At 70.9% G+C, this 22,582-nt stretch carries 22 protein-coding genes and 1 pseudogene; 9 read left to right on the top strand and 14 right to left on the bottom strand.

All coding sequences use genetic code 11. From position 1 onward, the window contains the following. The first annotated feature begins 8 nt into the window (after window positions 1-8). Entirely contained in the window at window positions 9-206 is a 198-nt protein-coding gene (locus AC2W7E_RS07055) for a hypothetical protein (RefSeq protein WP_025104487.1), read from the top strand. Window positions 207-212: 6 nt separating this feature from the next. On the opposite strand, the gene AC2W7E_RS07050 is transcribed toward AC2W7E_RS07055, so the two are convergent. The 4 genes from AC2W7E_RS07050 to AC2W7E_RS07035 are packed head-to-tail and all read right to left on the bottom strand — an operon-like array spanning window position 213 to window position 4,031. Next, entirely contained in the window at window positions 213-968 is a 756-nt protein-coding gene (locus AC2W7E_RS07050; protein WP_366216327.1) for an iron ABC transporter ATP-binding protein, read from the bottom strand. Next, window positions 965-1,993, bottom strand: coding sequence for an iron chelate uptake ABC transporter family permease subunit (locus AC2W7E_RS07045; RefSeq protein ID WP_338565433.1), 1,029 nt, complete (start codon window positions 1,991-1,993; stop codon window positions 965-967). The genes AC2W7E_RS07050 and AC2W7E_RS07045 overlap by 4 nt, the downstream gene beginning before the upstream one ends. A gap of 7 nt (window positions 1,994-2,000) precedes the next feature. Further along, the gene (locus AC2W7E_RS07040; RefSeq protein ID WP_085603880.1) at window positions 2,001-2,987 is read right to left on the bottom strand and encodes an ABC transporter permease; all 987 of its coding nucleotides are present in this window, start codon (window positions 2,985-2,987) and stop codon (window positions 2,001-2,003) included. A 48-nt stretch (window positions 2,988-3,035) separates the two neighbouring features. Then, entirely contained in the window at window positions 3,036-4,031 is a 996-nt protein-coding gene (locus tag AC2W7E_RS07035) for a siderophore ABC transporter substrate-binding protein (RefSeq protein WP_485988814.1), read from the bottom strand. A gap of 100 nt (window positions 4,032-4,131) precedes the next feature. Here AC2W7E_RS07035 and AC2W7E_RS07030 point away from each other — a divergent pair, with 100 nt between their 5' ends. The 6 genes from AC2W7E_RS07030 (at window position 4,132) to AC2W7E_RS07005 (ending at window position 8,432) form a co-directional block, all read left to right on the top strand. After that, window positions 4,132-4,830: a siderophore-interacting protein gene (locus AC2W7E_RS07030; protein ID WP_485988813.1), complete on the top strand. Its 699-nt coding sequence runs from the start codon at window positions 4,132-4,134 to the stop codon at window positions 4,828-4,830. Between the two features lie 99 nt (window positions 4,831-4,929). Next, window positions 4,930-5,331, top strand: coding sequence for a VOC family protein (locus AC2W7E_RS07025; protein ID WP_025104493.1), 402 nt, complete (start codon window positions 4,930-4,932; stop codon window positions 5,329-5,331). 274 nt (window positions 5,332-5,605) lie between these two features. Further along, complete coding sequence (locus AC2W7E_RS07020; protein WP_378869604.1) at window positions 5,606-6,775, top strand: RtcB family protein; 1,170 nt, start codon at window positions 5,606-5,608, stop codon at window positions 6,773-6,775. A gap of 145 nt (window positions 6,776-6,920) precedes the next feature. Next, entirely contained in the window at window positions 6,921-7,208 is a 288-nt protein-coding gene (locus AC2W7E_RS07015; protein ID WP_136051283.1) for a hypothetical protein, read from the top strand. Window positions 7,209-7,218: 10 nt separating this feature from the next. Continuing rightward, window positions 7,219-7,977 (top strand): SDR family oxidoreductase, encoded by a 759-nt coding sequence (locus tag AC2W7E_RS07010; RefSeq protein ID WP_485988812.1) that lies wholly within the window; start codon window positions 7,219-7,221, stop codon window positions 7,975-7,977. A gap of 44 nt (window positions 7,978-8,021) precedes the next feature. Next, on the top strand, window positions 8,022-8,432 hold the full coding sequence (locus tag AC2W7E_RS07005; RefSeq protein ID WP_485988811.1) for a VOC family protein: 411 nt from the start codon (window positions 8,022-8,024) through the stop codon (window positions 8,430-8,432). A gap of 22 nt (window positions 8,433-8,454) precedes the next feature. Here the strand turns inward: AC2W7E_RS07005 and AC2W7E_RS07000 are convergent, their stop codons facing one another. From AC2W7E_RS07000 to AC2W7E_RS06960, 9 genes and pseudogenes are all read right to left on the bottom strand, one after another. Continuing rightward, window positions 8,455-9,969 (bottom strand): PucR family transcriptional regulator, encoded by a 1,515-nt coding sequence (locus AC2W7E_RS07000; RefSeq protein WP_485988810.1) that lies wholly within the window; start codon window positions 9,967-9,969, stop codon window positions 8,455-8,457. Further along, window positions 9,966-10,994 carry an S-methyl thiohydantoin desulfurase domain-containing protein gene (locus AC2W7E_RS06995; protein WP_025104499.1) on the bottom strand — a complete coding sequence of 343 codons (1,029 nt, stop codon included), beginning with the start codon at window positions 10,992-10,994 and terminating at the stop codon, window positions 9,966-9,968. The genes AC2W7E_RS07000 and AC2W7E_RS06995 overlap by 4 nt, the downstream gene beginning before the upstream one ends. Window positions 10,995-11,004: 10 nt before the next feature. Beyond that, a pseudogene (locus AC2W7E_RS06990) lies at window positions 11,005-12,107 on the bottom strand (S-methyl thiohydantoin desulfurase family protein). Next, entirely contained in the window at window positions 12,104-13,204 is a 1,101-nt protein-coding gene (locus AC2W7E_RS06985; protein ID WP_085603904.1) for an S-methyl thiohydantoin desulfurase family protein, read from the bottom strand. Before AC2W7E_RS06985 ends, AC2W7E_RS06990 begins: the two are co-directional and overlap by 4 nt. 1 nt (window position 13,205) lies before the next feature. Further along, window positions 13,206-14,753: a hydantoinase/oxoprolinase N-terminal domain-containing protein gene (locus AC2W7E_RS06980; protein WP_485988809.1), complete on the bottom strand. Its 1,548-nt coding sequence runs from the start codon at window positions 14,751-14,753 to the stop codon at window positions 13,206-13,208. 43 nt (window positions 14,754-14,796) lie between these two features. Beyond that, entirely contained in the window at window positions 14,797-16,137 is a 1,341-nt protein-coding gene (locus AC2W7E_RS06975; RefSeq protein ID WP_025104503.1) for a purine-cytosine permease family protein, read from the bottom strand. A 200-nt stretch (window positions 16,138-16,337) separates the two neighbouring features. Then, window positions 16,338-17,741 carry a threonine synthase gene (gene thrC / locus AC2W7E_RS06970; protein ID WP_126894359.1) on the bottom strand — a complete coding sequence of 468 codons (1,404 nt, stop codon included), beginning with the start codon at window positions 17,739-17,741 and terminating at the stop codon, window positions 16,338-16,340. Between the two features lie 75 nt (window positions 17,742-17,816). Then, complete coding sequence (locus AC2W7E_RS06965) at window positions 17,817-18,419, bottom strand: response regulator (RefSeq protein ID WP_431791675.1); 603 nt, start codon at window positions 18,417-18,419, stop codon at window positions 17,817-17,819. After that, the gene (locus tag AC2W7E_RS06960; protein ID WP_485988808.1) at window positions 18,416-19,609 is read right to left on the bottom strand and encodes a sensor histidine kinase; all 1,194 of its coding nucleotides are present in this window, start codon (window positions 19,607-19,609) and stop codon (window positions 18,416-18,418) included. The genes AC2W7E_RS06965 and AC2W7E_RS06960 overlap by 4 nt, the downstream gene beginning before the upstream one ends. Window positions 19,610-19,766: 157 nt before the next feature. On the opposite strand from AC2W7E_RS06960, the gene AC2W7E_RS06955 reads away from it, so the two are divergent. Beyond that, window positions 19,767-20,309, top strand: coding sequence for a small multidrug efflux protein (locus AC2W7E_RS06955; RefSeq protein ID WP_485988807.1), 543 nt, complete (start codon window positions 19,767-19,769; stop codon window positions 20,307-20,309). Window positions 20,310-20,347: 38 nt separating this feature from the next. Beyond that, a complete protein-coding gene (locus AC2W7E_RS06950) occupies window positions 20,348-21,196 on the top strand; it encodes an arginase family protein (protein ID WP_485988806.1) in 849 nt (282 codons plus the stop codon). Between the two features lie 77 nt (window positions 21,197-21,273). On the opposite strand, the gene AC2W7E_RS06945 is transcribed toward AC2W7E_RS06950, so the two are convergent. Beyond that, window positions 21,274-22,566 (bottom strand): hemolysin family protein, encoded by a 1,293-nt coding sequence (locus AC2W7E_RS06945; RefSeq protein WP_029989632.1) that lies wholly within the window; start codon window positions 22,564-22,566, stop codon window positions 21,274-21,276. Window positions 22,567-22,582: the final 16 nt, after the last annotated feature.

The following is a 22,582-nucleotide window of genomic DNA, read 5'->3' as shown; positions in this document are numbered from 1 at the left end:
CTGAGCGCATGTCCCGTACCGCCCTGCGCATCTTCGTCACGGTCGGCCTGCTGATCGCCGGTGTCGTCCTCGGCCTCATCTTCCAGAACGTCTGGCTGGGCGTGCTGCTCGCCGCGATCGTGTGGTTCGGCTGGTTCCTCGGCTACGAGTCCCGCCGCGGCCACAACGCGGGCGTGAACGACGAGGACCACGGCGTCGAGCTCTGACGCCCGTCAGTAGTAGACGGCGAGGGGGCCGGACGGGCCCTCCACGACCTGTACCGGGGTGTCGAACACCCGGCTCAGCACGTCGTCCGTCATGATCTCCGCCGGCGGGCCGAACTCCACCACCCGGCCGTCCTTCATGGCGCAGATGTGGTCGGCGTAGTGCCCGGCGAAGTTGATGTCGTGCAGCACGATGACGATCGTGCGCCCGAGCTCCTCCGCCGCCCGCCGCAGGTGCTTCATCATCTGCACGGCGTGCCGCATGTCGAGGTTGTTGAGGGGCTCGTCCAGCAGCACGAACTCCGTGTCCTGCGCGAGGACCATGGCCACGTAGGCCCGCTGCCGCTGTCCTCCGGAGAGCTCGTCGAGGTAGCGCCCCTCGAGCGTCCCCAGATCGAGGAAGTCGATGGCCTGGCTGATGACCCCCTCGTCGGCCCTCGTCAACCGCCCCTGGGAGTGCGGGAAGCGGCCGAAGCCCACGAGCTGGCGCACGGTGAGCCTGGTCACGAAGTGGTTCTCCTGGCGGAGGATCGAGACCACCTTGGCCAGATCCTTCGACTTCGTGGAGGCGACGTCGAGCCCGGCGATCTCGATGGCTCCGGCGTCCATCCCGTTCAGCCGGCCGATCATGGTCAGGAGCGTCGATTTGCCGGCACCGTTCGGCCCGATGAGGGCCGTGATCCCGCCGGTCGGGATACGGAGGTCGACGGGGCCGATCGCCACCTCGCTGCTGTAGTCACGGCGGACGCCGTCGAGTGCGATCACAGTCTGCCCTTTCGGAGGATGACGATGAGGAACACGGTGCCGCCCACGATCTCGATGAGGATCGACACCATGCCCTGCGCGTAGAAGACGTTCTTCATGACGAAGTACGCCCCCGCCAGGATCGAGAACGCGGTGAGGACGGCGACCGGGAAGATCAGCCGATGGTCGTGCGTGTCGGCGAACTGGTAGGCGAGCGTCGCCACGAGGAAGCCCAGGAAGGTCATCGGTCCGACCAGGGCGGTGGAGGTGGCCATCAGCACCGCGACGAGCGTCAGGACGAGGAACTGCTCCCTGCGGTGGTCGAGCCCCAGCGATCGCGCGGCATCGGGACCGAGCGCGAGCACGTTCAACCGCCGGGACCGCAGCCACAGCAGGGCGGACGCCGCGATCACGAGCGGGACCGCGAGCGGGAGGTACGAAGGGTCGGCGTTGGAGACGTTGCCGAACAGCCGGGCGGCGAGCACATCGAACTCGCTGGGGGTGAGCAGCCGCTGCATGAAGGTGGCGATCGCCCCGAGGCCTCCCCCGATCACGATGCCCACGAGCAGCATGATCTGGAGGTTGCCGTATCGGCCCGATAGCAGCCACCCGTAGAGCACGACGGCGAGCCCGACCATGACGAGCACCTGGAGGGCGAACTGACCGACGCCCTGGATCGCCACCAGACCCGCCACCCCGAAGAGGTACACGGTCGTGGTCTGCACGACGCGGTACAACGACTCGAAGCCCATGATCGAGGGAGTGATGATCCGGTTGTTCGTGACCGTCTGGAAGCTCACCGTGGCGACGGCCTGGGCGACCGCGACGAGCGCCATCACGACCACGGCGGTCGCGCGGTGCTGCGCGATGCGCCAGAAGCCGGGGGTGCCGACGGGGAGCGGGTTGTCCCAGGCGAGGAGACCGAAGGCGGAACCGAGGGCGATCACGCCGAGCACCACCAGCACGACGATGTAGCGGCGGCGCGCCCGTGGGGTCGTGAACGCCCCGGCCGACCGCGTCGCCCGCGGGGCCGTGGTCGCCGTCATCGTCGCCTCAGCCACGACGACGCTGCCGAAGGAGGAGGAGCACGAACACGACCGCGCCGACGACACCGAGGATCAGGGACACCGGCACCTCGAACGGCATGATGATCGTCCGCCCGATGATGTCGCAGACAGTGACGATCGCGATGCCGAGAAGACACACCCACGGCAGATTGCTGCGCAGGTCGTCACCACGGACCATCGACACGATGTTCGGGACGATGAGCCCCAGGAAGGGGAGGTTGCCGACGACGACGGTCACCACGCCGGTCGTCACCGCGATCAGCGCGGTGCCGAGCAGGATCATCCGGTTGTAGTTCACCCCGACGTTGGTGGCGATCTCCTCCCCCAGCCCGGCGATGGTCAGCCGGTCGGCCACGAGGAAGACGATGACGCCGATGATGGCGACGATCCACAGCATCTCGTACTGGCCGCGCATGACCGACGTGAAGCTGCCCGCGAACCAGACGCCGATGATCTGCAGCGAGTTCGTGGCGAGGGCGAAGTAGGTCGTGATGGCGCCGACCACCGCGCCCAGCATGATGCCGACGATGGGCACGATGAGCGACGACTTCAACGCGACGCGGCGGAGGAACGCGAAGAACACCATCGTGCCGACGAACGCGGCGAGCACGGCTCCGGCCATGCGCAGCGGAAGCGAGGGCTGCGGCACGAGCACCATCACGGCGAGGAGCCCGAGCCCCGCCCACTCCGTGGTCCCGGTGGTGGTCGGCTCGACGAAGCGGTTCTGCGTGAGCAGCTGCATGACGAGGCCGGCCATCGCCATCGCCGCGCCGGCGAGCACCAGCGCGATCGTGCGGGGAACGCGGGTGATCTGGAACATCTGCGCGCCGTCGTCCGCGCCGGCGATGTCGTACACGCCGGTGAAGAGCGAGATCACCAGGAGCGCCGCCACGACGAGGACGCCGATGAGCAGCTTCGGATCGAACAGCCGTGCGGACGATCGCGGTGTCGATGTGAGGAGAGGAGAGGTCATGGGGGATGCCGGCGGCGGCGCCCCGGTCGGGACGCCGCCGCACAGCCCTTACTTGTCGGCGCTCTTCTCGAGCGCGTCGGCGAGGTCGTTGAGGAACGTCGTGTACGTCTGGATGCTCTCGTTCAGGTAGGTGTCCGTGGGCATGTAGACGATCTGGTCGTCCTTCACGGCGGTCACGCCGGCGAGCGCCTCGGAGCTCTCGATGATCTCCGCCGCCTGCACGTAGTCCGGCGTCTCCGCGGCGAACACGGCATCCCGGTCGAGCACCAGGATCCAGTCGGGGTTCGAGGCGGCGATCGCCTCGACCGAGATCTCGTCGCCCTGGTGGTCGTCGGTCGCCTCGTCGACCTGCAGTGCCGGCGTGAGGCCGAGCATGTCGTAGATCGGTCCCAGCGAGCGGCCGACGGTCGGAGCGAGGTAGCCGATCTGCCCGCCCGAAGTGTTCACCGCCATGACGGTGTCGGCGTCGTCGTAGGCCGCCTTCGCGCGGTCCACAGCGGCGTCGAACTCCTCGACGAGCTTCTGGGCCTCGTCCTGCTTGCCGAAGATCTCGCCCAGGGCGGTGGTCTGCCGCTTGAGCTCCTCGTCGAAGGGCTCGCCGTCCCTCGGCTCCAGGTCGATGATCGTGGCGTCAGGGACGAGCTCGGCGATGGCCTCGTTGTGCTGCGTGAACCGCTGGCCGCTGATGATGAGGTCGGGGTCGGCGGCGACGATGGCCTCGAGGTCGGGCTCGGAGTGCAGGCCGATGTCGACGATGTCCTCGTCCTTCACGTAGGAGACGGTCTCCGGCATGAGGGAGACCGCGCCGGCGGAGAGCTCGATGCCCCAGTCGGAGAGGGTCTGGAAGGTCCGGTTGTCCAGAGCGACGACCGAGGCCGGCGGCGTGCTGATCTCGTGCGTGCCGGTGTTGTCCTCGACGGTCACGGTCCCCGATTCCGCCGTCGTCTCTTCGGGTTCGGCTTCGCCGCCGGACGCGCAGCCGGAGAGGGCGAGCAGGCCGACGAGAGCGACGCTCGTGGCGGTGAGGGTTCTGGGCACGGACATGGAGAGACTCCTGTTCTGCGGGGATGTGTGCGCCCTCGTGGGGCGCCGGTCCGACGGGCGGGCGAGCCGACCGCGTCGGTTTTTAGGTTAGCCTTACTTTATGAGCGATACGAAATCCGGTTTCTCGATCGAGCGTCGCGGCCTCGAGCTGCGCTTCCGCAACGTCACGCTGAGCGCCCGCGAATGGCTCGCTCCGGATTTCGTGCGCGTCCGCCTGTCCGGGCCCGACCTCGCCGGCTTCGACTCCCCGGGTTCCGACGACCACATGCGGCTCTTCTTCCCGAGCGGCCCCGTGGACTCGGTGGAGGAGCTGCGGGCCTCCCCGAGCCGCGAGTACACGCCCCTCGCCTGGGGTGACGACTGGCTCGACGTGGAGTTCGCCGTGCACGGCGATCAGGGCGTGGCCGCCCCGTGGGCCGCGAACGCCCCGCTCGGGTCGACCATCGGCGTCGGCGGGCCGCGCGGCGCCGCCGTCCTCGCCGGAGAGCCGGGATCCTGGCTCCTCGTCGGCGACGAGACCGCCATCCCCGCGATCCGTCGCTTCGCCGCCCTCATCCCCGCCGGCACCCCCGCACGCATCGTCGCCGAGACGGTGTCGGCCGGCCGCGAGATCGAGATCGACGCTCCGGTGCCTGTCGAGTGGCTGCACCGCGGCGACGCGCCGGCCGGCTCCGCGCTGATCGCCTTCCTCGACGCGCTGACCGCGGACGACGTCGTGGGAGACGACCCGTTCGTGTTCATCGCCGCCGAGCAGTCCATCGTGAAGCCCGGCCGGCCCTGCTCGCACGCTGGGGCGTAGACAGCGCGAACGCCGTCGTGAAGGGCTACTGGAAGCGCGGCGAAGCCGAATACCACGCTCCGCACTGACAGGCGACCGCTGCGCTGACAGACTGGGCGCATGGCTCTCCTCGATCACCTGGGCATCACCGTCGCCGACCTGGAGCGCGGACGCGCGCAGTTCCATCCCGTGCTCACCGCGCTCGGCTACGAGCTCGGTGGGGAGGACGATCACTCGATCTCCTGGCACACCGGCGACGAGACCGAGATCATCCTCTACACGTGGGACGACGACTCCACGCCTCACCGCCACGGCCGCGTCGGCTGGCAGCACATGGCCTTCGCGGTGCCGTCGCGCGCCGAGGTCGACCGACTCCACGACCTCGCCCTCGACGCCGGCTGGACCGCGGTGCGCGAGCCGAAGGAGTATCCGCGGTACAGCGAGCGGTACTACGCCTCCTTCGTCGAGGACGCCGACGGCATCCGGCTCGAGTTCATGTACAACCCGCCGAAGGACGCTTGACGCCCGGGCGTGTTGCCGCCTAGGGTGGCAAGGCTGTGCCGACCGGCGCCGCACACCAGCCGAGGAGACGACGGATGACCGCCCCGCGGAATCTTCCCCAGAACGTGGCATTGCCGCTTCCGCAGAAGCGCAATGACCGCGACGAGTCGTACCCTCCGGCGCGCGCCGTGTGACAGCATCCGCTCTCGCAACGCCCCGCACCGTCAGGTCCGGGGCGTTTTCCGTCGGAAGACTCCCTGACCTGTGGCCGGACACCACCACAAGGAAAGGAATCATGGAGAGGCTCTCCGCGCGGCTGCTGTCGTGGGCGTCCCTGATCGATGAGAAGACCCTCGATCAGGCCCGCACCACCTCACGCATGCCGTTCATCCACCCGCACCTGGCGCTGATGCCGGATGCGCACCTCGGCAAGGGCGCGACCGTCGGGTCTGTCATCCCGACGCTCGGCGCGATCATCCCCGCGGCCGTCGGCGTCGACATCGGCTGCGGCATGATCGCCGTCCGCACGCCGTTCACGAAGGACGACCTCGACGGGCGCGACCTCGCCGCGCTCCGGGAGCAGATCGAGCGCGCGATCCCGCTGTCCGCCGGGCGCTACAACAACAAGGTCGTGGCGACGGCCGCACCGCGCATCGCCGAGCTGGAGGAGCGAGCACGTGCGGCCGAGTTCGACCCCGAGGGCTACGCGAAGAACTGGCGGCTCCAGCTCGGCACGCTCGGCTCGGGGAACCACTTCATCGAGGTGTCGGTGGACGAGCTCGACCGGGTCTGGCTGTTCCTGCATTCCGGGTCCCGCGGCGTGGGCAACAAGATCGCCGGGCACCACATCGCGGTCGCGCAGCGGCTGGCGAAGCAGTGGTGGATCGACCTGCCCGACCCCGACCTGGCCTACCTCGTCGAGGGCACGCCGGAGTTCACGCGCTACATCCGCGAGCTCCGGTGGGCACAGCACTTCGCGCTGCTGAACCGCGAGGAGATGATGGACCGCGTCATCCGGCAGCTCTCCGACTTCCTCGGCGCTCCGGTCGAGGAGGAGGAGCGGATCAACTGCCACCACAACTTCACGGAGTCGGAGATGCACTTCGGAAAGCGCGTCTGGGTGTCCCGCAAGGGCGCGATCCAGGCGGACGCGGGTCGGCCCGGACTCATCCCCGGGTCGATGGGCACGGCATCGTACGTGGTGGAGGGGCTCGGCGACCCGCTGTCGCTGAACTCCTCCCCGCACGGTGCCGGGCGGGAGTACTCGCGGTCCGCGGCGCGGAAGACGTTCACCCACGCGCAGCTGCGGGAGGCGATGGCCGGCATCGAGTTCCGGGACACCGACGCCTTCATCGATGAGATCCCCCAGGCCTACAAGCCCATCGATCGGGTGATGGAGGATGCGGCGAGCCTGGTGCGGATCCGGCACATGCTGCGACAGCTCGTGAACGTGAAGGGCGACTGACCGAGGGCCGGGTGAGGAGGGATCCTCACCCGGCCCTTCCTCCCGAATCCCCGCGATCTCCGGTGTCTCCACAGAGCGCGAGCGGCCGGGCGTGGCGTCCGCCAGGATGCTGGCAGGCTGAAGGATCCGGTGCCACGATGAGGGGATGGAAACCATGGACGGTGCGCAGGTCTGGACCATGATCGGCGCGTTCACGGCGCTGATGATGGGCATGCTCACGGTCGTCTCGACGCTGTTCATCCGCGTCCTGCGCAGCGAGATCGGCGGCCTGCGCAACGAGATGAACGGTCAGCTCGGCGGCCTGCGAAACGAGATGACCGCGCGCTTCGACGCGGTCGGCACGCGCATCGACGGCGTCAACGCCCGCATCGACGGGCTCGACCGTGATGTGCAGGCGCTCGTGAAGCGCACTTTCGGGCTGGATCGGGAGTGAGGATCGACGCATGAGGATCGTCGTCGCAGGAGGGACTGGCGTCGTCGGCACGCCCACGGTGGAGGCCGTCCGGGGCGCCGGTCATGAGGCCGTCGTGCTCAGTCGTTCGCACGGCGTCGATCTGGTCAGCGGGCGCGGGCTGGAGGCGGCGCTGACCGGAGCCGATGCCGTGATCGATGTCGTGAGCGTCGAGACCCTGAAGGCGAGCACGGCGATCGAGTTCTTCACCGCCGCCACCGGGAACCTCCTCGCCGCCGCCGCGGACACCGGCGTGGGACACGTCGTCCTGCTCTCCATCGTCGGCATCGACCGGATCCCCTACGACTACTACTCGGGCAAAGTGGCCCAGGAGAAGCTGGTCTCCGCGTCCGCCGTCCCCTCCACGATCCTCCGAGCCACGCAGTTCCACGAGTTCGCCGCGCAGATGTTCGCGCGCGCGAAGGCGGGGCCGCTGCATCTCGCCCCGCGTGCGCGCACGCAGCCGGTGGCGGCCCGCGAGGTCGCGGAGCGGCTCGTCACGCTCGCGATCGGGGACGCGCAGGGTCGAGTGCCTGACTTCGCCGGCCCCCGCGAAGAGCAGCTCGCCGACATGGTGCGGGCGTACGCGCGGCGCATCGGGTACCGCGGCTGGATCCCGGCGCTGAACGTGCCCGGCCCGCAGATGGCGGGGATGCGCGCGGGGAAGGCGCTGCCGGGACCGGATGCCGTGCGCGGGACACAGACGTTCGCAGAATGGCTTGCCGAGGCGGTGCCGGCGCGCGCAGACTGAGGAGGGGCGGGGGTCTTCCAGCAGTCGAGCGACCAGGAGCACGCATGGCGAACCTCAATCCCTACCTGTCCTTCCGCACCGAGGCCCGCGAGGCCATGGAGTTCTACCGGGAAGTCCTCGGCGGAGATCTCGACATCACGGTCTTCGGCGACTTCCCCGACATGGTGCAGGATCCGAGCCAGAAGGACCTCGTGATGCATGCGCAGCTCACGACCCCCGACGGCCTCGTGCTCATGGCGTCGGACACCCCGGAGGGCATGACTTACGAGAAGCCGCAGGGCGTCTCCGTGTCCCTGAGCGGCAACACCCAGGAGGTCACCCGGCAGGTGTGGGACCGCCTCTCCGAAGGCGCCACGATCACGATGCCGCTCGATGTGCCGCCGTGGGGCGGGACGTTCGGGATGCTCGTCGACCGCTTCGGGATCGCCTGGATGCTGCACGGCGACCCGGAGTGACCCCGGACGGCGTGCTCCGGGCTCAGCCCGGCAGCACCGCCCGGCACGCGAGATGCAGCGCCAGCCGCGCCTCGGGGTCGTTCATGTCGATCCCGAGGAGCTCCTGCACCCGGCGGATCCGCACGGCCACCGTGTTGCGGTGCAGCCCGAGAGCGGCCGCGGTGGCCGCGATGCCGGACTCGTGGTCGAGGTAGGCCGACAGGGTCCTGAGCAGTTCCCCGTTCCCCTCGGCCAGAGGGGCGAGCAGCGACTGCGCGGCCGGGACGAAGGTGTCGTTGCCGGTCCAGGCGAGCAGGAGCTGTTCGAGCCCGAGGCTGTCGACGCGGACGAACCATCCGGTGGCCGACCGGGCCGCGGCGATCCGTGCGGCGTCGCCGGCCTCGTCGAGGGTCGCCGCCAGTCCTTCCGGCCCGGTCTGCGCCGAGCCCACCCCGGTCGCCACGGCGAAGTCGCGCAGTGCCGTGAGGTGGAGGTCGCGCAGTGCCGTCACGGCCCGCTCGATGCGATCGGGCCCCGGGGCCTCAGCGAACGAGAGCCAGCCGCTGAGGCCTCGACCCGCCGTGGTCGCGTGCGCCTCGGCGTCGATCGCGCTGAGGCCGGGCCTGATCGCACGGAGGAGTGCGAGCGGCTCCACCCGGCTGCGCGCCACCATGCGGAAGCCGAGGTGATGCCCGCCGGTGCGCCACCCCCGCTCCGCCATGCGCCGTTCCACATCGGCATCGGCGGCTCCGCGGAGCTCGACGAAGTCCCGCAGCAGCCCCGACGATGCCGCGACGTCGTTGACGGCCGCGATCTCGTCGATGAGGATGCGGGCGGCCACCGCGGGCATGGCGACCTCCGCGGCCACCAGGAGCGACCGCAGCTGTGCCTCTCCGAAGCCGTGGCCGAACAGGACGAGACGCAGACCGGACCGGCCGGGGCTGTCCACCCGCACCGAGGCGGCCGTGCCCTCCCCCGCCCTGGCACTGTCGCTCCACGCGTCGAAGCGGATCGCCGCGTGCAGTTCGGCGTCCAGGTGTCCGCCGGCTTCACGGAGCACTCCCGCGGCGTCGACGAGGGCGACGCCCAGACCGAGGTTCGCCGCGAGGTGTCCGAGCAGGTCGCCGAGGTCGTCGGCGGCGTACTCGAACGACTGCGCGACCTTGCGCACCCGCGTGAGCGTCAGAGCGTCGCGGGCCTCGATGAGCATCCAGCAGGCGCGGGCGAGCTGGACCGGCCTCTCGACATCGAGCAGGGCGAGACCGATCCGGTCCGCGAGGCGGAGCGCCCCGGGGTCGACACCGGCGGCGCTGGGGAGCGCGAGCCCCGTGAACCCGCGGTCACGGACCCGGCGCAGCATCGCGTCCTGCTGCCAGGTGGCGATCGGCGCCCCGGACGTGAGGATCGCGAGCCGGCCGATGCCCTCGTCGGGCAGGTCGGACTCGCCGGCTTCCACCACCACCGCGTCCCACGCGACATCCCGCGGGCCCGCGACGTGGCGGAGGACGCCGTTCTCCTCCTGCGCCAGCAGCGCCGGCAGCGCGAGCGCCCCGCTCACGCCGCGTCCAGATCGACGAGCCCGTAGGCGGAAGGCACCACCCGGGCCCGACGCTCGGGGCGGGCGTTCCACCATGCGGGAGCGGGGAGGGCGAGGGCCGCCACGGTGCGCCCCGGGGCCAGCTCGGTGACTTCGAGGACGTCTCGGGACACGGCGTCCAGGAGGACGATGATCTCGGGCGCCGCGGCCACCAGCAGGCCGTCGGTGAGCACCGCGAGGGTCTCGGACCGGGTGACGATGCGGTGCACCGCTCCGCCGAGTCCGGCGATCTCGACCGCGTTCACGTGCGGGTCGGCTGCGGAGGACGCGGTGGTCACGATGCGGCCCTCGGCGAGCAGCGTCCCCCCGAGCACCTCGGCAAGGACCGGCAGCGGTGCCGCCCGGTGCACCAGGAAGCTGCGGCCGAGGGCGAGCGCGCGGGCGAGGTGGTCGGCGATGGCGTGCTCGCGCAGATCGCCGACGGTGAAGCCGGCGAGAACGGCGCAGCCGACGCCTCCGGCCTGGATGATGGCCGAACGCACCACACGCTCCGCATCGATCGCCCTCGTCGCCTCCACGAGCGCCACCCCGTCGGCCCCGGTCTCGCACGCGAAGACCAGTCCCGGCACGCGGTCGACGAACAGCGACATCTGATCGAGTCCCGGCACCGCACGCCCCGTGCAGTCGGCGTCCACCACGGTGTGCGATCCGGCCAGAGTGAGCGGCGCGAGGCCGTTCATCCCTCCACCCTCGAGCGAGCACACCGCCGGGACGGGATGTCCGAGCCATCTCTCCACCGCCCGCAGCAGCGGGGCGAAGGGCGCGGCACCGGGCATCCGCTCGCCGAGCAGCATCGTCGACCCGACGAAGGCCACGCCGAGACAGGGCGTGGCGGGGTCCAGCGCGTCCACCGGCGCGACGTCGAGGGGCCAGGGCGCGGTGGTGCCGAGGATGAGTTCGAGCATCGTCGTGGACCCGCCGCCGCCGGAGCCGAGCAGGGCGTACCCGCGGGCGAGCGCCTCCAGGTCGTCCCGCTCCAGCCTCATGGGATCCAGCCTAGGACGCGGCCATCCCCTCGACGGGAGCGAACTCCTCGGTCAGGCCGAAAGCGGACGGCCCGAAGGCGGCCAGAGCCTCGGGGGTGCGCATCATCGCCGGCGTCGAGATGCCGAGCACCCGGACGCGCTGACCGTAGCGGAGTCCCTCCGTGGTGATGGGTTCGGCGGTCTCGTGATCGACGACGCAGATGAGATCGGGAACGATCGCGACGAGCCGTCCACCCCGCCGCGCGGTGAGGTTCTCGTTCTGGAAGGCGATCTCGAACGTGTCGTCCGCCGCGGCGCCGAGCGGAGCGATGACCGCCCGCCCCTTCGCGAAACCCTCGGTGGTCCGTCGTTCGACATCCACCACCTTCCCGACGCAGAGCTCGCGCACATGCGGGTAGAGCGTGGTCGCGAGCGTCGCGGCGATCGCCTCGAACGGCGAGCGGTGCTCTTCCCGGGCGAGCCGGATCGCTCGGCCCAGGGCGAGAGCCATCGAGATGGTGCGCGGCACCGCCGTGCGCCGCACGTCGGCGCCGCTCATGGCGTACTCGGCGATGTGACCGACGCCACCCAGCCGGATCGTGATGCCGCGGGCGAGCCACTCCATCTGACGATCGTCGTCTCCCGTGTCATGACGACGCGCTCCCCGCGCTCTCCGGCGAGCGCGAGCGGCGAGCCGTGCACGCCGTAGACCGCGAAGGTCTCCATCGACAGCTCGGGGAACGCCCGGCCCATGCCGTCCGCGTCCACGACCGGAAGACCGGTCTCCGCGGCGACGATGAGCGGGATCATCGAGTTGATCCCCCCGCACTCGATCGGCATGGTGGCATCGGCCCGGCGTCCCAGGTGGTCCTCCAGGGTGCGCAGAGCGAGGGTGGGCTCGGTGCCGGCGGGGATCTTCTCGACCATCACCGTCGGCGCCCCCATCTGCGCGGTCGGGATGACGAAGAGGTCGTCGGCGAGGTCGTCCGGGTCGAGGATCGTGATCGCCCCGTCGCCGAGCACGCGCTCCACCAGCATCTTGCCGATGTAGGGGTCGCCTCCTCCGCCGGTGCCGAGCAGCGTGGCGCCGCGGGCGAGGTCGGGCAGGTCTGCCGCGGTCAGCTCCCAGCTCATGCGGCGACCCCTGCCGCGGCGTCTCCGGCGGAGACCGTGCCGTCGAACCGGTGCGCCGGGATGTCGTAGCCGAAGTACCCCGGGCCGACCATCGCGAGAGCCGCGTCCGAGTGCCAGCGCTCGTCAGCGGGAGCGGCGATCACGCGGACGCGCTGGCCGTAGCGCAGCCCCTCGGTCGTGACGGGCTCCCCCGACTCGCCGTCGAGGACCATGATGAGGTCGGGGGTGGTCGCCAGCACCCGCCCGTCCGCCTCCGCGACGAGGTGCTCGTTCTGGAACTGCAGCGTCAGCGAGGCTCCGCTCTCTCCGTCGATCCGTGCCCGACCGCGCGCGAAGCCGGTCGTCGTGGCCCGGTTCACGTCGGCGACCTTGCCACCGAACAGCTCGCGACCGCCGAGGAGCTCGACGACGGCGGCGACCGGGTCGGTCTTCGCCTCGCGGGCCTCCGCGATCCGCTGACCGATGTCGATGCACCGGGACAGCGATCCCGCCACCAGCGACTGGCGTGCGGCGGCACCCGACATCGAGAAGCCGGAGATCATGACGGAGCAGCCCATCTCGACGCACGCGACGCGGGCGATGCGCTCGGTCCAGGAGTTGTCGGCGGTCTGCAGCACCCCCGTGTTCCCCTTCTCGTCGCTGAAGGCGAGCGGCGAGGCCGTCACGCCATACAGCGTCGGGAGCACCATCTGCAGCTCGGGGAAGGCGCGACCCATGCCGTCCGCGTCGACGAGCGGCAGCCCGAGCGCGGCGGCGGCGGCGATCGGGATCGTCGAGTTCACGCCGCCGACCTCGGCGCAGGCGATGTGGGTGACCGGGCGGCCGAGGTGGATCCCGAGCGCCTTGACCGGCTCGATGACCTCCGCGAGGCTCGGCAGCTTCTCGACCATGACGGTGGGCGCGCCCATCATGGCGACGAACAGCACGAGGGCGTCGTCCGGCACCTCGTCGAGCGCCACGACCGTGACGTCTCCCGAGGCGAGGGCCTGGCGGGCGAGGAGCGCGCCGATGTAGGGGTCGCCGCCCCCGCCGGTGCCGAGCACGGCCGCGCCGCGGGCGAGACCGTCGATGTCGGCCGCGGTGATCGTCGTGCTCATGTCAGGCCCCCATGTCGAGGTCGCCGACGGCCTTCACGCGGATGCGCGTCGCGTTGCCGGGAAGATACGGGATGGGGACCTCGTCGAAGTCGATGATCGACACCGTCGCGGGCTTGGCGCCGGCCGCGATGGCCTTGTCGACGGCCTCGGCGCGCACCTCCGCGATCGTCTCCTCGCGACGGCCCGGCTCGATCGCGTAGACCTTGTCGATCTCGCCGCCGACCTGGGCGATCGAGGCGCCGATGGCGTTCGCGACCGCATAGTTCTCCGGGCGATGGACGGTGCCGAACAGGGGCAGCTCGTCGGGCAGCAGGATGGACCCGCCGCCGACGGCCACGACCGCGATGGGCTCCGGCGACGTGCGCATGCGGTCCACCGCCTCCGCGACGCGCTCCGCGATGCGAGCGAGCACGCGCTCCACGAACGCGGGGTCGAGGTGCGCGACCTTGGCGGGATCCCCCACCTGCGCACGACCGGCGGCGACCGCGATGTCGGTGGCCGTGAGGGTCGAGCCGCCGAAGACCAGAGCCTCCGTCGTCAGCCGGTATCCGACCGAGGCCGGACCCACCTCGGCCGTCTCCTCGTCGACGATGCTGCCACCGCCGATGCCGAGGGAGAGCACATCCGGCATGCGGAAGTTCGTGCGGATGCCGGCGACCTTCACCTCGTTCGCCGTCTCCCGGGGGAAGCCGTTGATGAGCAGGCCGATGTCGGCGGTGGTGCCGCCCACGTCGATGACGGCGCAGTCGACGAGGCCGCTGGTGGCCGCCGCCCCGCGCATCGAGTTGGTGGGGCCGGAGGCGAAGGTCGCGACCGGGTAGCGGCGCACGTAGTCCTCGTCCATGAGCGTGCCGTCGTTCTGGCTGAGAAAGATCGGCGCTTCGATGCCCTGCGCACGGACCGCCGAGGTGAGCCCGTCGACGATCTCCGACGCGAGCTCGCGGAGGGCGGCGTTGATGATCGTCGCGTTCTCCCGCTCCAGCAGTCCGATGCGGCCGATCTCGTGCGACAGCGAGATGGCGGCGTCCTCTCCGAGCACAGACGCGACGATCTCGGCCGCCTGCACTTCGAGGTCGTGGTTGACCGGGCTGAACACCGACGAGATGGCCACCGAGCGGATGCCGTTCGCCTTCATGTCCTCGGCGTGCGCGCGGATCTCGTCGGGGTCGAGCGGCGAGATCGGGCGGCCGTCGAACTCGTAGCCGCCGTGCGCCAGGTAGCTGCGTGCCTGGGTGGCCGCGACGAGAACCTCCGGCCAGTCGATCAGCGGCGGCAGCGCGCGCGTCGCGGGCAGACCGAGTCGAAGGGCCGCGACCGGAGCGAGCCGGCTCGCCTGCACGAGCGCATTGATGAAGTGCGTCGTGCCGATCATCACCGCGTCGATGTCGCCGCCCTCGAAGGAGTGCCCCGCACGGAGGTCTTCGATGGCCTGGACGATCCCGCTCGTCACGTCCGGGGTCGTGGAGTGCTTGACCCCGGCCAGGGTGCGGGTGCCGTCCATGAGGACGGCGTCGGTGTTGGTGCCGCCGACGTCGATGCCGATGTGCATGATGCTCGCTTTCGTGGAGGTGGTTCGTGTCCGGCGGGTCTGCTCAGACCGCGGCGGGGGCGCTGTCGACGGGGTCCGCCTGCCGGGTGGTCGCGACGCCGACGCCGCGCACCCAGCCGAGCTTGCCGGCGACGATGTAGAGCACCATCGACAGGAAGAGGCTGAGCAGCGAGGGGATGCCCCAGGTCACGAAGTAGCCGACCAGCGAGGACACCAGCCAGACGACGATCGTGGCCGGGACGATCCGGGGTGCGGTGCCGGGCAGGGTGCCGGCCTCGCGGGTCGCGTCGAGCTCGGGACGCCAGCGGCGCACCACGTAGTACTCGGCGACCATGATCCCGGCGATCGGCGGGAACGCGACGCTGAGCACGACGAGGAACTCGGTGAACTGGCCGAGGATGCCCACCGCCGCAAGCACCGATCCCACCACGCCGAGGACGATGGTCGTGGTGACGCGGTGGAGGTTCTTCCCGAAGGCGGTGGAGATGAAGTTCACCAGGCCGAGCGTGGAGGAGTACAGGTTCCAGTCGTTGATCTTCAGCGTGCCGGTGAGGACGATGAACAGGCCGACGAACCCGACGGACGAGGTGACGATGGCGACGATGTCGCCGGTCGCCGCCGCGTGGGCGAGAAGCACGCCGGCGAGGCCGATCACGAACTCGCCGAGGGAGACGCCCAGCACCGTCTGCTTGACGACGTCGGCGCGGGAGCGGTTGAAGCGGGTCATGTCGCCCGTGATGATCGCGCCGACGATGAGACCGCCGGCGACGATGCCGGTGCCCGCCCAGACGCTCATGGTCGGGCCGGGGGCGGGGCCGGTGAGCAGCTCGCCGATGTCGTGGCGGGTGAGCTCGGAGATGACGGACCACCCCACGAGGATCAGGAACAGCGGCACGGTGATGTTCGCGAGCCACTGCATCCCGACGAAGCCGAAGGCGACGATCGCGGTGACGGCGAGGCCGAAGATGAGGCTCCACGCCCAGACCGGCAGGGCCCCGGGCATGAGCGCGTCGAGCGACTGCGCGGAGATGGCGGACTGGATGCCGAACCAGCCGATGAGGCTGATGCCGATCGCGAGGCCGACGAGCGAGGCGCCGATCTCGCCGAAGCCCGTCCAGCGGGCGAGGAGCGCGGTGTTCAGGCCCTCACGCTGGCCGATGAAGCCGACCACGCACATGATCACCTCGAGGATGAGCGAGCCGAACAGGAAGGCGAGGACGGCCTCGCCGAAGGTCATGCTGTAACCGAGGGTCGCGCCGAGGAGGAACTGCGAGAGGGCGGAGACCTGTCCGAATCGCTGGACGGCGATTCCGAACCAGGGCTTGCGGGCCTCAGGAGTCACTCGGGAGAGCGCGAAGTCGTCTGCGTGCGCCGTGCGTGCCATGGGGAGTCCTTCGGGAGGAGGATACGGGTTGCCCGCCACGGTACTCACCCCCGTCCCCTCCCCGACATGTGCACTCCGCCCCGATCCCCCTTCCCTCTGTGCACACTGCCCATTTCCGCCGAGACCCCGGGTTCACGTCAAACCCCCTGTCTCCGGCGTGCGGGACAGGGGGTTTCGGCGCGACAGCGGGGTCTGGCGGGTCAGTGGAGGGCGTTCTCCTCGATGAAGGCACGGAGAGCGTGCTCGTCGTCGGGCATCTCGGTCACGTGCTGGGGGGCGTCGAGCATGGCGCGCAGCTCGGGGGCGTACGCCAGCTCGACTCCGATGGCCTCGTGGATGGTCTCGGCGAACTTCTCGGGCTTGGCCGTCTCCAGCACCAGCATCGGCACTCCGGGCTCGACATACTCCCGCGCGACCTTCACGCCGTCGGCGGTGTGCGGGTCGATCACCTCGCCGGAGGCCTCGTACACGTCGCGGATGGTCGCGAGCCGGTCCTCGTGCGTCGAGGTGCCGCTCACGATGCCGAACTCCTCCGCGAAGCGCGCCTGCTCGGCCGAGAAGTCGAAGAAGCCCTGGGCCTCCAGGTCGTCCCACGCGCCGACCACTCGCGCCGGATCGCGGTCGACGAGCTCGAAGATGAAGCGCTCGAGGTTCGACGCCTTCGAGATGTCCATCGACGGGCTCGAGGTGGCCAGCGTCTGGGCGGCGCTGCGGGGGCGGTACACCCCCGTGCGGAAGAACTCGTCGAGCACGTTGTTCTCGTTCGCGGCGAGCACGAGGCGTCGGATCGGCAGTCCCATCTGCTTCGCGAAGAATCCGGAGAGGATGTTGCCGAAGTTCCCCGAGGGGACGGTGAACGACACCTCGGCCCAGCCGCCGGCGTCGGTCGCGCGCAGCCACGCCCAGAAGTAGTAGACCGTCTGCGCGGTGATGCGGGCGAGGTTGATCGAGTTCACGGCGCCCAGGTGCTGAGCGCGCTTGAAGTCGAGGTCGCCGGCGAGCTTCTTCACGAGGTTCTGGCAGTCGTCGAAGACGCCCTCCACCGCGATGTTGTGCACGTTCGCGTCGTCGAGCGAGAACATCTGCGCCCGCTGGAACGCGCTCATCCGGCCCTGCGGCGACAGCATGAACACCGCGACGCGCTCCTTGCCGCGCAGGGCGTGCTCCGCGGCCGAGCCGGTGTCACCAGACGTGGCACCGAGGATGTTGAGGACCGAGCCCTGGCGCTCGAGCGTGTACTCCAGCACCTGCCCGAGGAACTGCATGGCCATGTCCTTGAACGCCAGCGTCGGGCCCTCGGAGAGGCCGACCAGCGTGAGGTCGTCGTCCACGCGACGCAGCGGGACGACGCCGTCCGGGAAGTCCGCATACGCCGCCGCCGTCATCCGGGCGAGGTCCTCCCGCGGGATGTCGGTCGCGAAGAGGCCGAGCACCTCGGTCGCCAGCTGCGGATAGGTCAGGGCCCGCCAGCGCTCGAGCGTCTCGCCGTCGACCTCGGGCATGACGTCGGGGACGGCCAGGCCGCCGTCGGGCGCCAGGCCCTCCAGCAGCGTCTCGCTGAACGACTGCGGCTGCATGCCGCCGCGGGTGGAGATGAACGGCACGTGTGCTCCTCGGCTCGGGACTCGGCGCCTCCATTCTCGCAGGCCGTGACGACCGAAACGGACGCGTGACGACGGTCAGATCCAGCCGCGCTCCTCGGCGACGAGCACGGCCTGCTGACGGGTGCCCACCGAGAGCTTCCCGAGGATGACGGAGATGTGGTTGCGCACCGTCCCCGGCGCCAGCGCGAGCGCCCGCGCGATCTGTCCCGTGGTCTCCCCCCGACGCCCGGCGCGGAGCACATCCAGCTCCCGATCGGTGAGCGGCGACCGCTCGTCGCTCAGCGCATCCGCGGCGATCTCCGGGTCGACGTACCGGGCGCCGGCCGCGACGCGGCGGATGATCGCGGCGAGCTCGTCCGCACCTCGCGACTTGGGCACGAACCCGGAGACGCCGGAGGCGAGCGCCCGCCGGAGCACTCCGGGGCGGGCGTGCCGGGTGACGACGATGCAGCGGGTGGCGATCGTGCGGTTGAGCCTCTCGGCGACCTGCACACCGTCGAGTCCCGGCATCTCCAGATCGAGCAGGCATACGTCGGGTTCGAGCCGGACGGCGGCGGCGACGGCCTCCTCGCCGTCCGCGCACTCCGCGACGACGTCGATGTCGGCCTCGAGACGCAGCAGGGCGGCGAGCGCGGAGCGGATCATGCCCTCGTCGTCGGCGAGCAGCACCCGGATCATCGGACGATCTCCGCCCGCGCGGGCACGGTGACCGTCACGACGAACTCGTCGGCGTCTCGCCGCTGCTCGAACGTGCCGCCCGCCTCGCCGATCCGTCGGCGGACGCCCTCGAGCCCGGAGCCGCCCGCTGCGTCCTCGGCCGCGGGGTCGGCGTCGTTGGCGACCTCGTACCGCCAGGCGTCCGCCGTCCGGTCGAGGATCAGGCGCGCGTGACCGCCGCGTCCGTGCCGCAGGACGTTCGTCGTCGTCTCCCGGATCACCGGGCCGAGGTCGGCCGCGGGTGCCGCGTCCGCATCCGGGTGGATCCGCGCCTCCACCGTCAGTCCTGCCGCCACGAGCAGGTCTCGGGCGTTCGCCAGCTCGTCGCCGAGGGGCACGGATCGGAACCGCGTGGCGAGGTCTCTGGTGCCCTGCCGCGCGTCGTCGACGCTCGCCCTGGCGGCGCGGAGCTGCTCCATCCCCGCCTGCGGATCGGTGGGCAGCAGGCGCTCCGCCAGTTCGAGCTGCAGGGCGATCACCTGGAGATGATGCCCCTGGAGGTCGTGCACGTCGGTCGCCACGCGCAGGCGCTCCTGCGTCGCCGCCAGTCGCGCCTCCGAGGTACGTGCCCGATCGAGGGCCACGAGCACGTCCCACCACCACAGCGAGCTCACGGTCATCCCGGGCAGCATGACTCCGTAGAGCACCGGCACCCACACCGGGACCTCGGAGCCGAGAGGGGTGGTCGAGTCGAGCAGCGCGAGAGCGACGAGCACGACCGTTGCCGCCACGGCCACGCGCACCCGGATCCCGCGGGGCCAGCTCACCAGCACGAAGACCTGCACCACCGGCATCGCGGCGAGCTGCCAGCTGCCGACCAGAACCCCCGCCGCGCCGCCGTAGATCAGGGCGACGACGGTCGGCACGGCCAACCGCACCCAGCCCACCCCGGGGCCGGCGTCGACGCGATGACGGTAGTCGACCAGCAGCAGGACGGTCGACGCCGCCCAGAGCGCCCCGCCGACCCCCACGACGAGCAGCGCGACGCCCGAGCGATCCAGTGCCACGGCGATGCCCAGCCAGGCGGCCACCAGCATGAGCTCGATGAAGATCACCCCGCCGACCGTGTACCACCAGGTGGCGGTGATGCCCCGCGCGAGCTGGCGGGCACCGGGACCGGGATCGGAGAAAGCGGGGGAAGGACTGCTCACGCTCCCCACGATAGAGGCGTGACACATGTCACGGGATCCGGGTGCGAACCGCACGGAGAGCGATGACGCGGCGGCACTGCCGCCTCGGGCCGCCATCGACTGGACTGGGGTCATCGCGACGGAGAGACCGTCTGCACCGACACCCGGAGCTTCCCCCATGAACCTCATCGAGACCTTCCAGAACCTCGTCGCCCAGGTCCCCGACCTCATCCAGCCCCTCATCGTCGCCCTCGCCGGAGCGGTGCCGTTCGTCGAAGGCGAGGGTGCCGCGAGCATCGGCATCCTCGGCGGCATCCCGCCCGTGATCGCGGCCATCGCCGCGATGGTCGGCAACTTCCTCTGCGTCGCGATCCTGGTGCTCGCCAGCGCGGGCGCCCGCCGAGCCATCGTGGACCGCTCGCGGGCGAAGCAGCCGGTGACGGTGGGCGGCGGGACGAGCCTGGAGGCCGACGGCGTCCCGGCGGAGACCGGACGCGGCTCCGCCCGCCGCGAGAAGTTCCAGCGCGCGTTCGAGCGCTACGGCGTGCCCGGGGTGAGCCTGCTGGGACCGCTGCTGCTGCCGACGCACTTCACCGCCACCATGCTCGCCGCGTCCGGCATCGGCAAGGGGCGCATCCTCGTGTGGCAGGCCGTCGCGATCATCGGCTGGACGACCGTCATCGCGGTGATCGTGGGGAGCGCCGTCTACGCCATCCGCTGAGCGGAGGCGATGTCGGACGCCCGCGGCAGGATGAGCGCATGATCACTCTGCTGTCGGCCCCCAGCAACCTCGGCCTGCGCCCACCGGAGCCCGGCAGCGTGCCCGGCTCCGCGAAGGCGCCGGAGGCGTTCCGGGAGGCGGGGCTGTTCCGGCGCTTCACCGATCAGGGCGCGAGCGACGGCGGCATCGTGCTCGCCGGACGCTACGTGGACGACGACGCCACGCGGCCCGCCGGCCGGGTGCGGAACGAGGCCGCCTTCGTCGACCACTCCCTCCGCCTGGCTTCGCGCATCGGCGAGGTCCTCGACGAGGGCCGCGCCCCGCTCGTGATCGGGGGCGACTGCGGCATCCTCGTCGGCGCCGGGATCGCCGTGAAGCGCCGTGGAGGCGCGGGCCTCGTGCACATCGACGGGCACACCGACTTCCGCCACCCGGGCAACAGCGACGAGTGCGCGAGCGTGGCCGGCGAAGCGCTGGCGGCCGCGGTCGGCGAGCACTGGCCGGCGATCGCCGACATCGGCGGACTCGCGCCGTACTTCTCCGCCACCCGCACGGCCCACATCGGGCACCGCGACGACGACGAGGAGCAGGAGGAGGTCCGCGGCCTCCTCGCGCGCGTCACGCCGGCGGCCGACGTCCTGGCACGAGGAGCCGACGCGGTCGCCGCTGAGACCGCCGCGTCCGCCGGCGGGCGCTACTGGTTGCAGCTCGACGTCGACGTGCTCGACCCGTCGGTGATGCCCGCCGTCGACAGCCCGGATCCGGCGGCCTCGATGCCGCGGAGCTCACCGCCCTTTTGCGCGCCCTCGCCCCGCAGGCGATCGGGGCGAGCATCACCGTGTTCGACCCCGACCTCGATCCGGACGGCCGCTACGCCCAGCTCCTGACCGAGGTCCTCGGCGACGGACTGCGCGAGCTGGGCAGCGGAGCGCGCGACTGACGCGCCCCGTCACCCTGCTGCCCGTCAGTCCTCGGTGCCCCGCTCGGCACCCGGATCGGTGTGCATCGAGACGCGCACCCGCGCGATGCGCCGCCGATCGACCTCGGCCACCTGGATGGTCGCGCCCGGCACCTCGACGGTGTCGCCGACCACGGCGAGCCGGCCGAGCTGCTCGGTGACGAATCCCGCGATCGTGTCGGAAGACCCCCGGGGCATCGCGAGCCCCGTCGCCTCCTCGAAGTCCTGCAGGTTGAGGCGCCCGTCCAAGCCGTCGTCAGCGGAGATGAAGACCTCGGCGTCATACTCGTCGAAGATCTCGCCGACGACCTCCTCCACGAGGTCCTCCAGCGTGACGAGACCATCGGTGCCGCCGTACTCGTCCACGACGACCGCGATGTGGTGCCCCTCCGCCCGCATGCGCGTCAGGGTGGGCAGCACCCGCGCGGTGGACGGGATGTAGGGGATGTCGCGGACGAGCCCCTGCAGCGGACGCTCCGGATCGTCGGCCGCAGCCTCGAAGAGGTCGCGCACGTGCACGAAGCCGGTGATGTCGTCGATCGACGTCTGGGACACGGGGTACCGGGAGAAGGGCAGCTCGCGGACCTGCTCCATCGCCGCCCCCACGGTCGCCGCTTCGTCGAGCGCCACGACCTCGGGACGCGGGCGCATGACCTCGCTCACCTGACGTCCGCGCAGGGAGAGCACGTCGTCGAGGATGCGGCGCTCGTCGTCGGGCAGGCCCTGGTGGGTCGCCACGATGTCGCGCACCTCCTCGTCGGTGAGCTCGTCGCTCGTCTTGTGCGGGTCGCCGCCGAGCACGCGGACGAGGGCGTTCGTCGAGACCGACAGCAGCCAGATCACCGGGCGCATGACGGTCGCGAAGCCGTTCAGCGCCGGCGCCACGGCGTACGCGAACTGCGCGTTGCGCTGGATCGCGAGCCGCTTCGGCACGAGCTCGCCGAGCACGAGCGACAGGTACGCGATGATCAGCGTCAGCACGATGGTGGCGAGCGTCATCGCGAGCGGAGGCGCGACACCCCAGCCCTCCAGCAGCGGCGCGACGGACGGCGCGATCGAGGTCGCGCCGTACGCGGCGGACGCGAAACCCGCCACGGTCACGCCGATCTGCACCGCCGAGAGGAAGGTGTTGGGGTTGCGGGCCAGGGCGGCGACCTTCGCTCCGCGACGGCCGCGAGCGGCGATCGCGTTGAGCTGGCTCTCACGCAGCGTGACCAGGGCCATCTCCGTCGCAGCGAAGACACCGCCGATCAGCACGAAGAGCAGGACGAGGGCGATGTTCCAGAGCAGATCGCCCATCAGCGGGCGACCTCCT

It is taken from the genome of Microbacterium sp. CFSPD4_SD4, assembly GCF_057364585.1.
This window is presented reverse-complemented; position numbering and strand designations above follow the sequence as displayed.

Coding starts and splice junctions, on each gene's coding strand:
- AC2W7E_RS06965 (WP_431791675.1), bottom strand. CDS start 18,419: ATGATCCGGGTGCTGCTCGCCGACGACGAGGGCATGATCCGCTCCGCG.
- AC2W7E_RS06975 (WP_025104503.1), bottom strand. CDS start 16,137: ATGGCACGCACGGCGCACGCAGACGACTTCGCGCTCTCCCGAGTGACT.
- AC2W7E_RS07030 (WP_485988813.1), top strand. CDS start 4,132: ATGAGCGATACGAAATCCGGTTTCTCGATCGAGCGTCGCGGCCTCGAG.
- AC2W7E_RS06955 (WP_485988807.1), top strand. CDS start 19,767: ATGAACCTCATCGAGACCTTCCAGAACCTCGTCGCCCAGGTCCCCGAC.
- AC2W7E_RS07035 (WP_485988814.1), bottom strand. CDS start 4,031: ATGTCCGTGCCCAGAACCCTCACCGCCACGAGCGTCGCTCTCGTCGGC.
- AC2W7E_RS07015 (WP_136051283.1), top strand. CDS start 6,921: ATGGAAACCATGGACGGTGCGCAGGTCTGGACCATGATCGGCGCGTTC.
- AC2W7E_RS07020 (WP_378869604.1), top strand. CDS start 5,606: ATGGAGAGGCTCTCCGCGCGGCTGCTGTCGTGGGCGTCCCTGATCGAT.
- AC2W7E_RS07055 (WP_025104487.1), top strand. CDS start 9: ATGTCCCGTACCGCCCTGCGCATCTTCGTCACGGTCGGCCTGCTGATC.
- AC2W7E_RS06995 (WP_025104499.1), bottom strand. CDS start 10,994: ATGAGGCTGGAGCGGGACGACCTGGAGGCGCTCGCCCGCGGGTACGCC.
- AC2W7E_RS07010 (WP_485988812.1), top strand. CDS start 7,219: ATGAGGATCGTCGTCGCAGGAGGGACTGGCGTCGTCGGCACGCCCACG.
- AC2W7E_RS06945 (WP_029989632.1), bottom strand. CDS start 22,566: ATGGGCGATCTGCTCTGGAACATCGCCCTCGTCCTGCTCTTCGTGCTG.
- AC2W7E_RS06950 (WP_485988806.1), top strand. CDS start 20,348: ATGATCACTCTGCTGTCGGCCCCCAGCAACCTCGGCCTGCGCCCACCG.
- AC2W7E_RS07005 (WP_485988811.1), top strand. CDS start 8,022: ATGGCGAACCTCAATCCCTACCTGTCCTTCCGCACCGAGGCCCGCGAG.
- AC2W7E_RS07045 (WP_338565433.1), bottom strand. CDS start 1,993: ATGACGGCGACCACGGCCCCGCGGGCGACGCGGTCGGCCGGGGCGTTC.
- AC2W7E_RS06985 (WP_085603904.1), bottom strand. CDS start 13,204: ATGAGCACGACGATCACCGCGGCCGACATCGACGGTCTCGCCCGCGGC.
- AC2W7E_RS07025 (WP_025104493.1), top strand. CDS start 4,930: ATGGCTCTCCTCGATCACCTGGGCATCACCGTCGCCGACCTGGAGCGC.
- AC2W7E_RS07040 (WP_085603880.1), bottom strand. CDS start 2,987: ATGACCTCTCCTCTCCTCACATCGACACCGCGATCGTCCGCACGGCTG.
- AC2W7E_RS06980 (WP_485988809.1), bottom strand. CDS start 14,753: ATGCACATCGGCATCGACGTCGGCGGCACCAACACCGACGCCGTCCTC.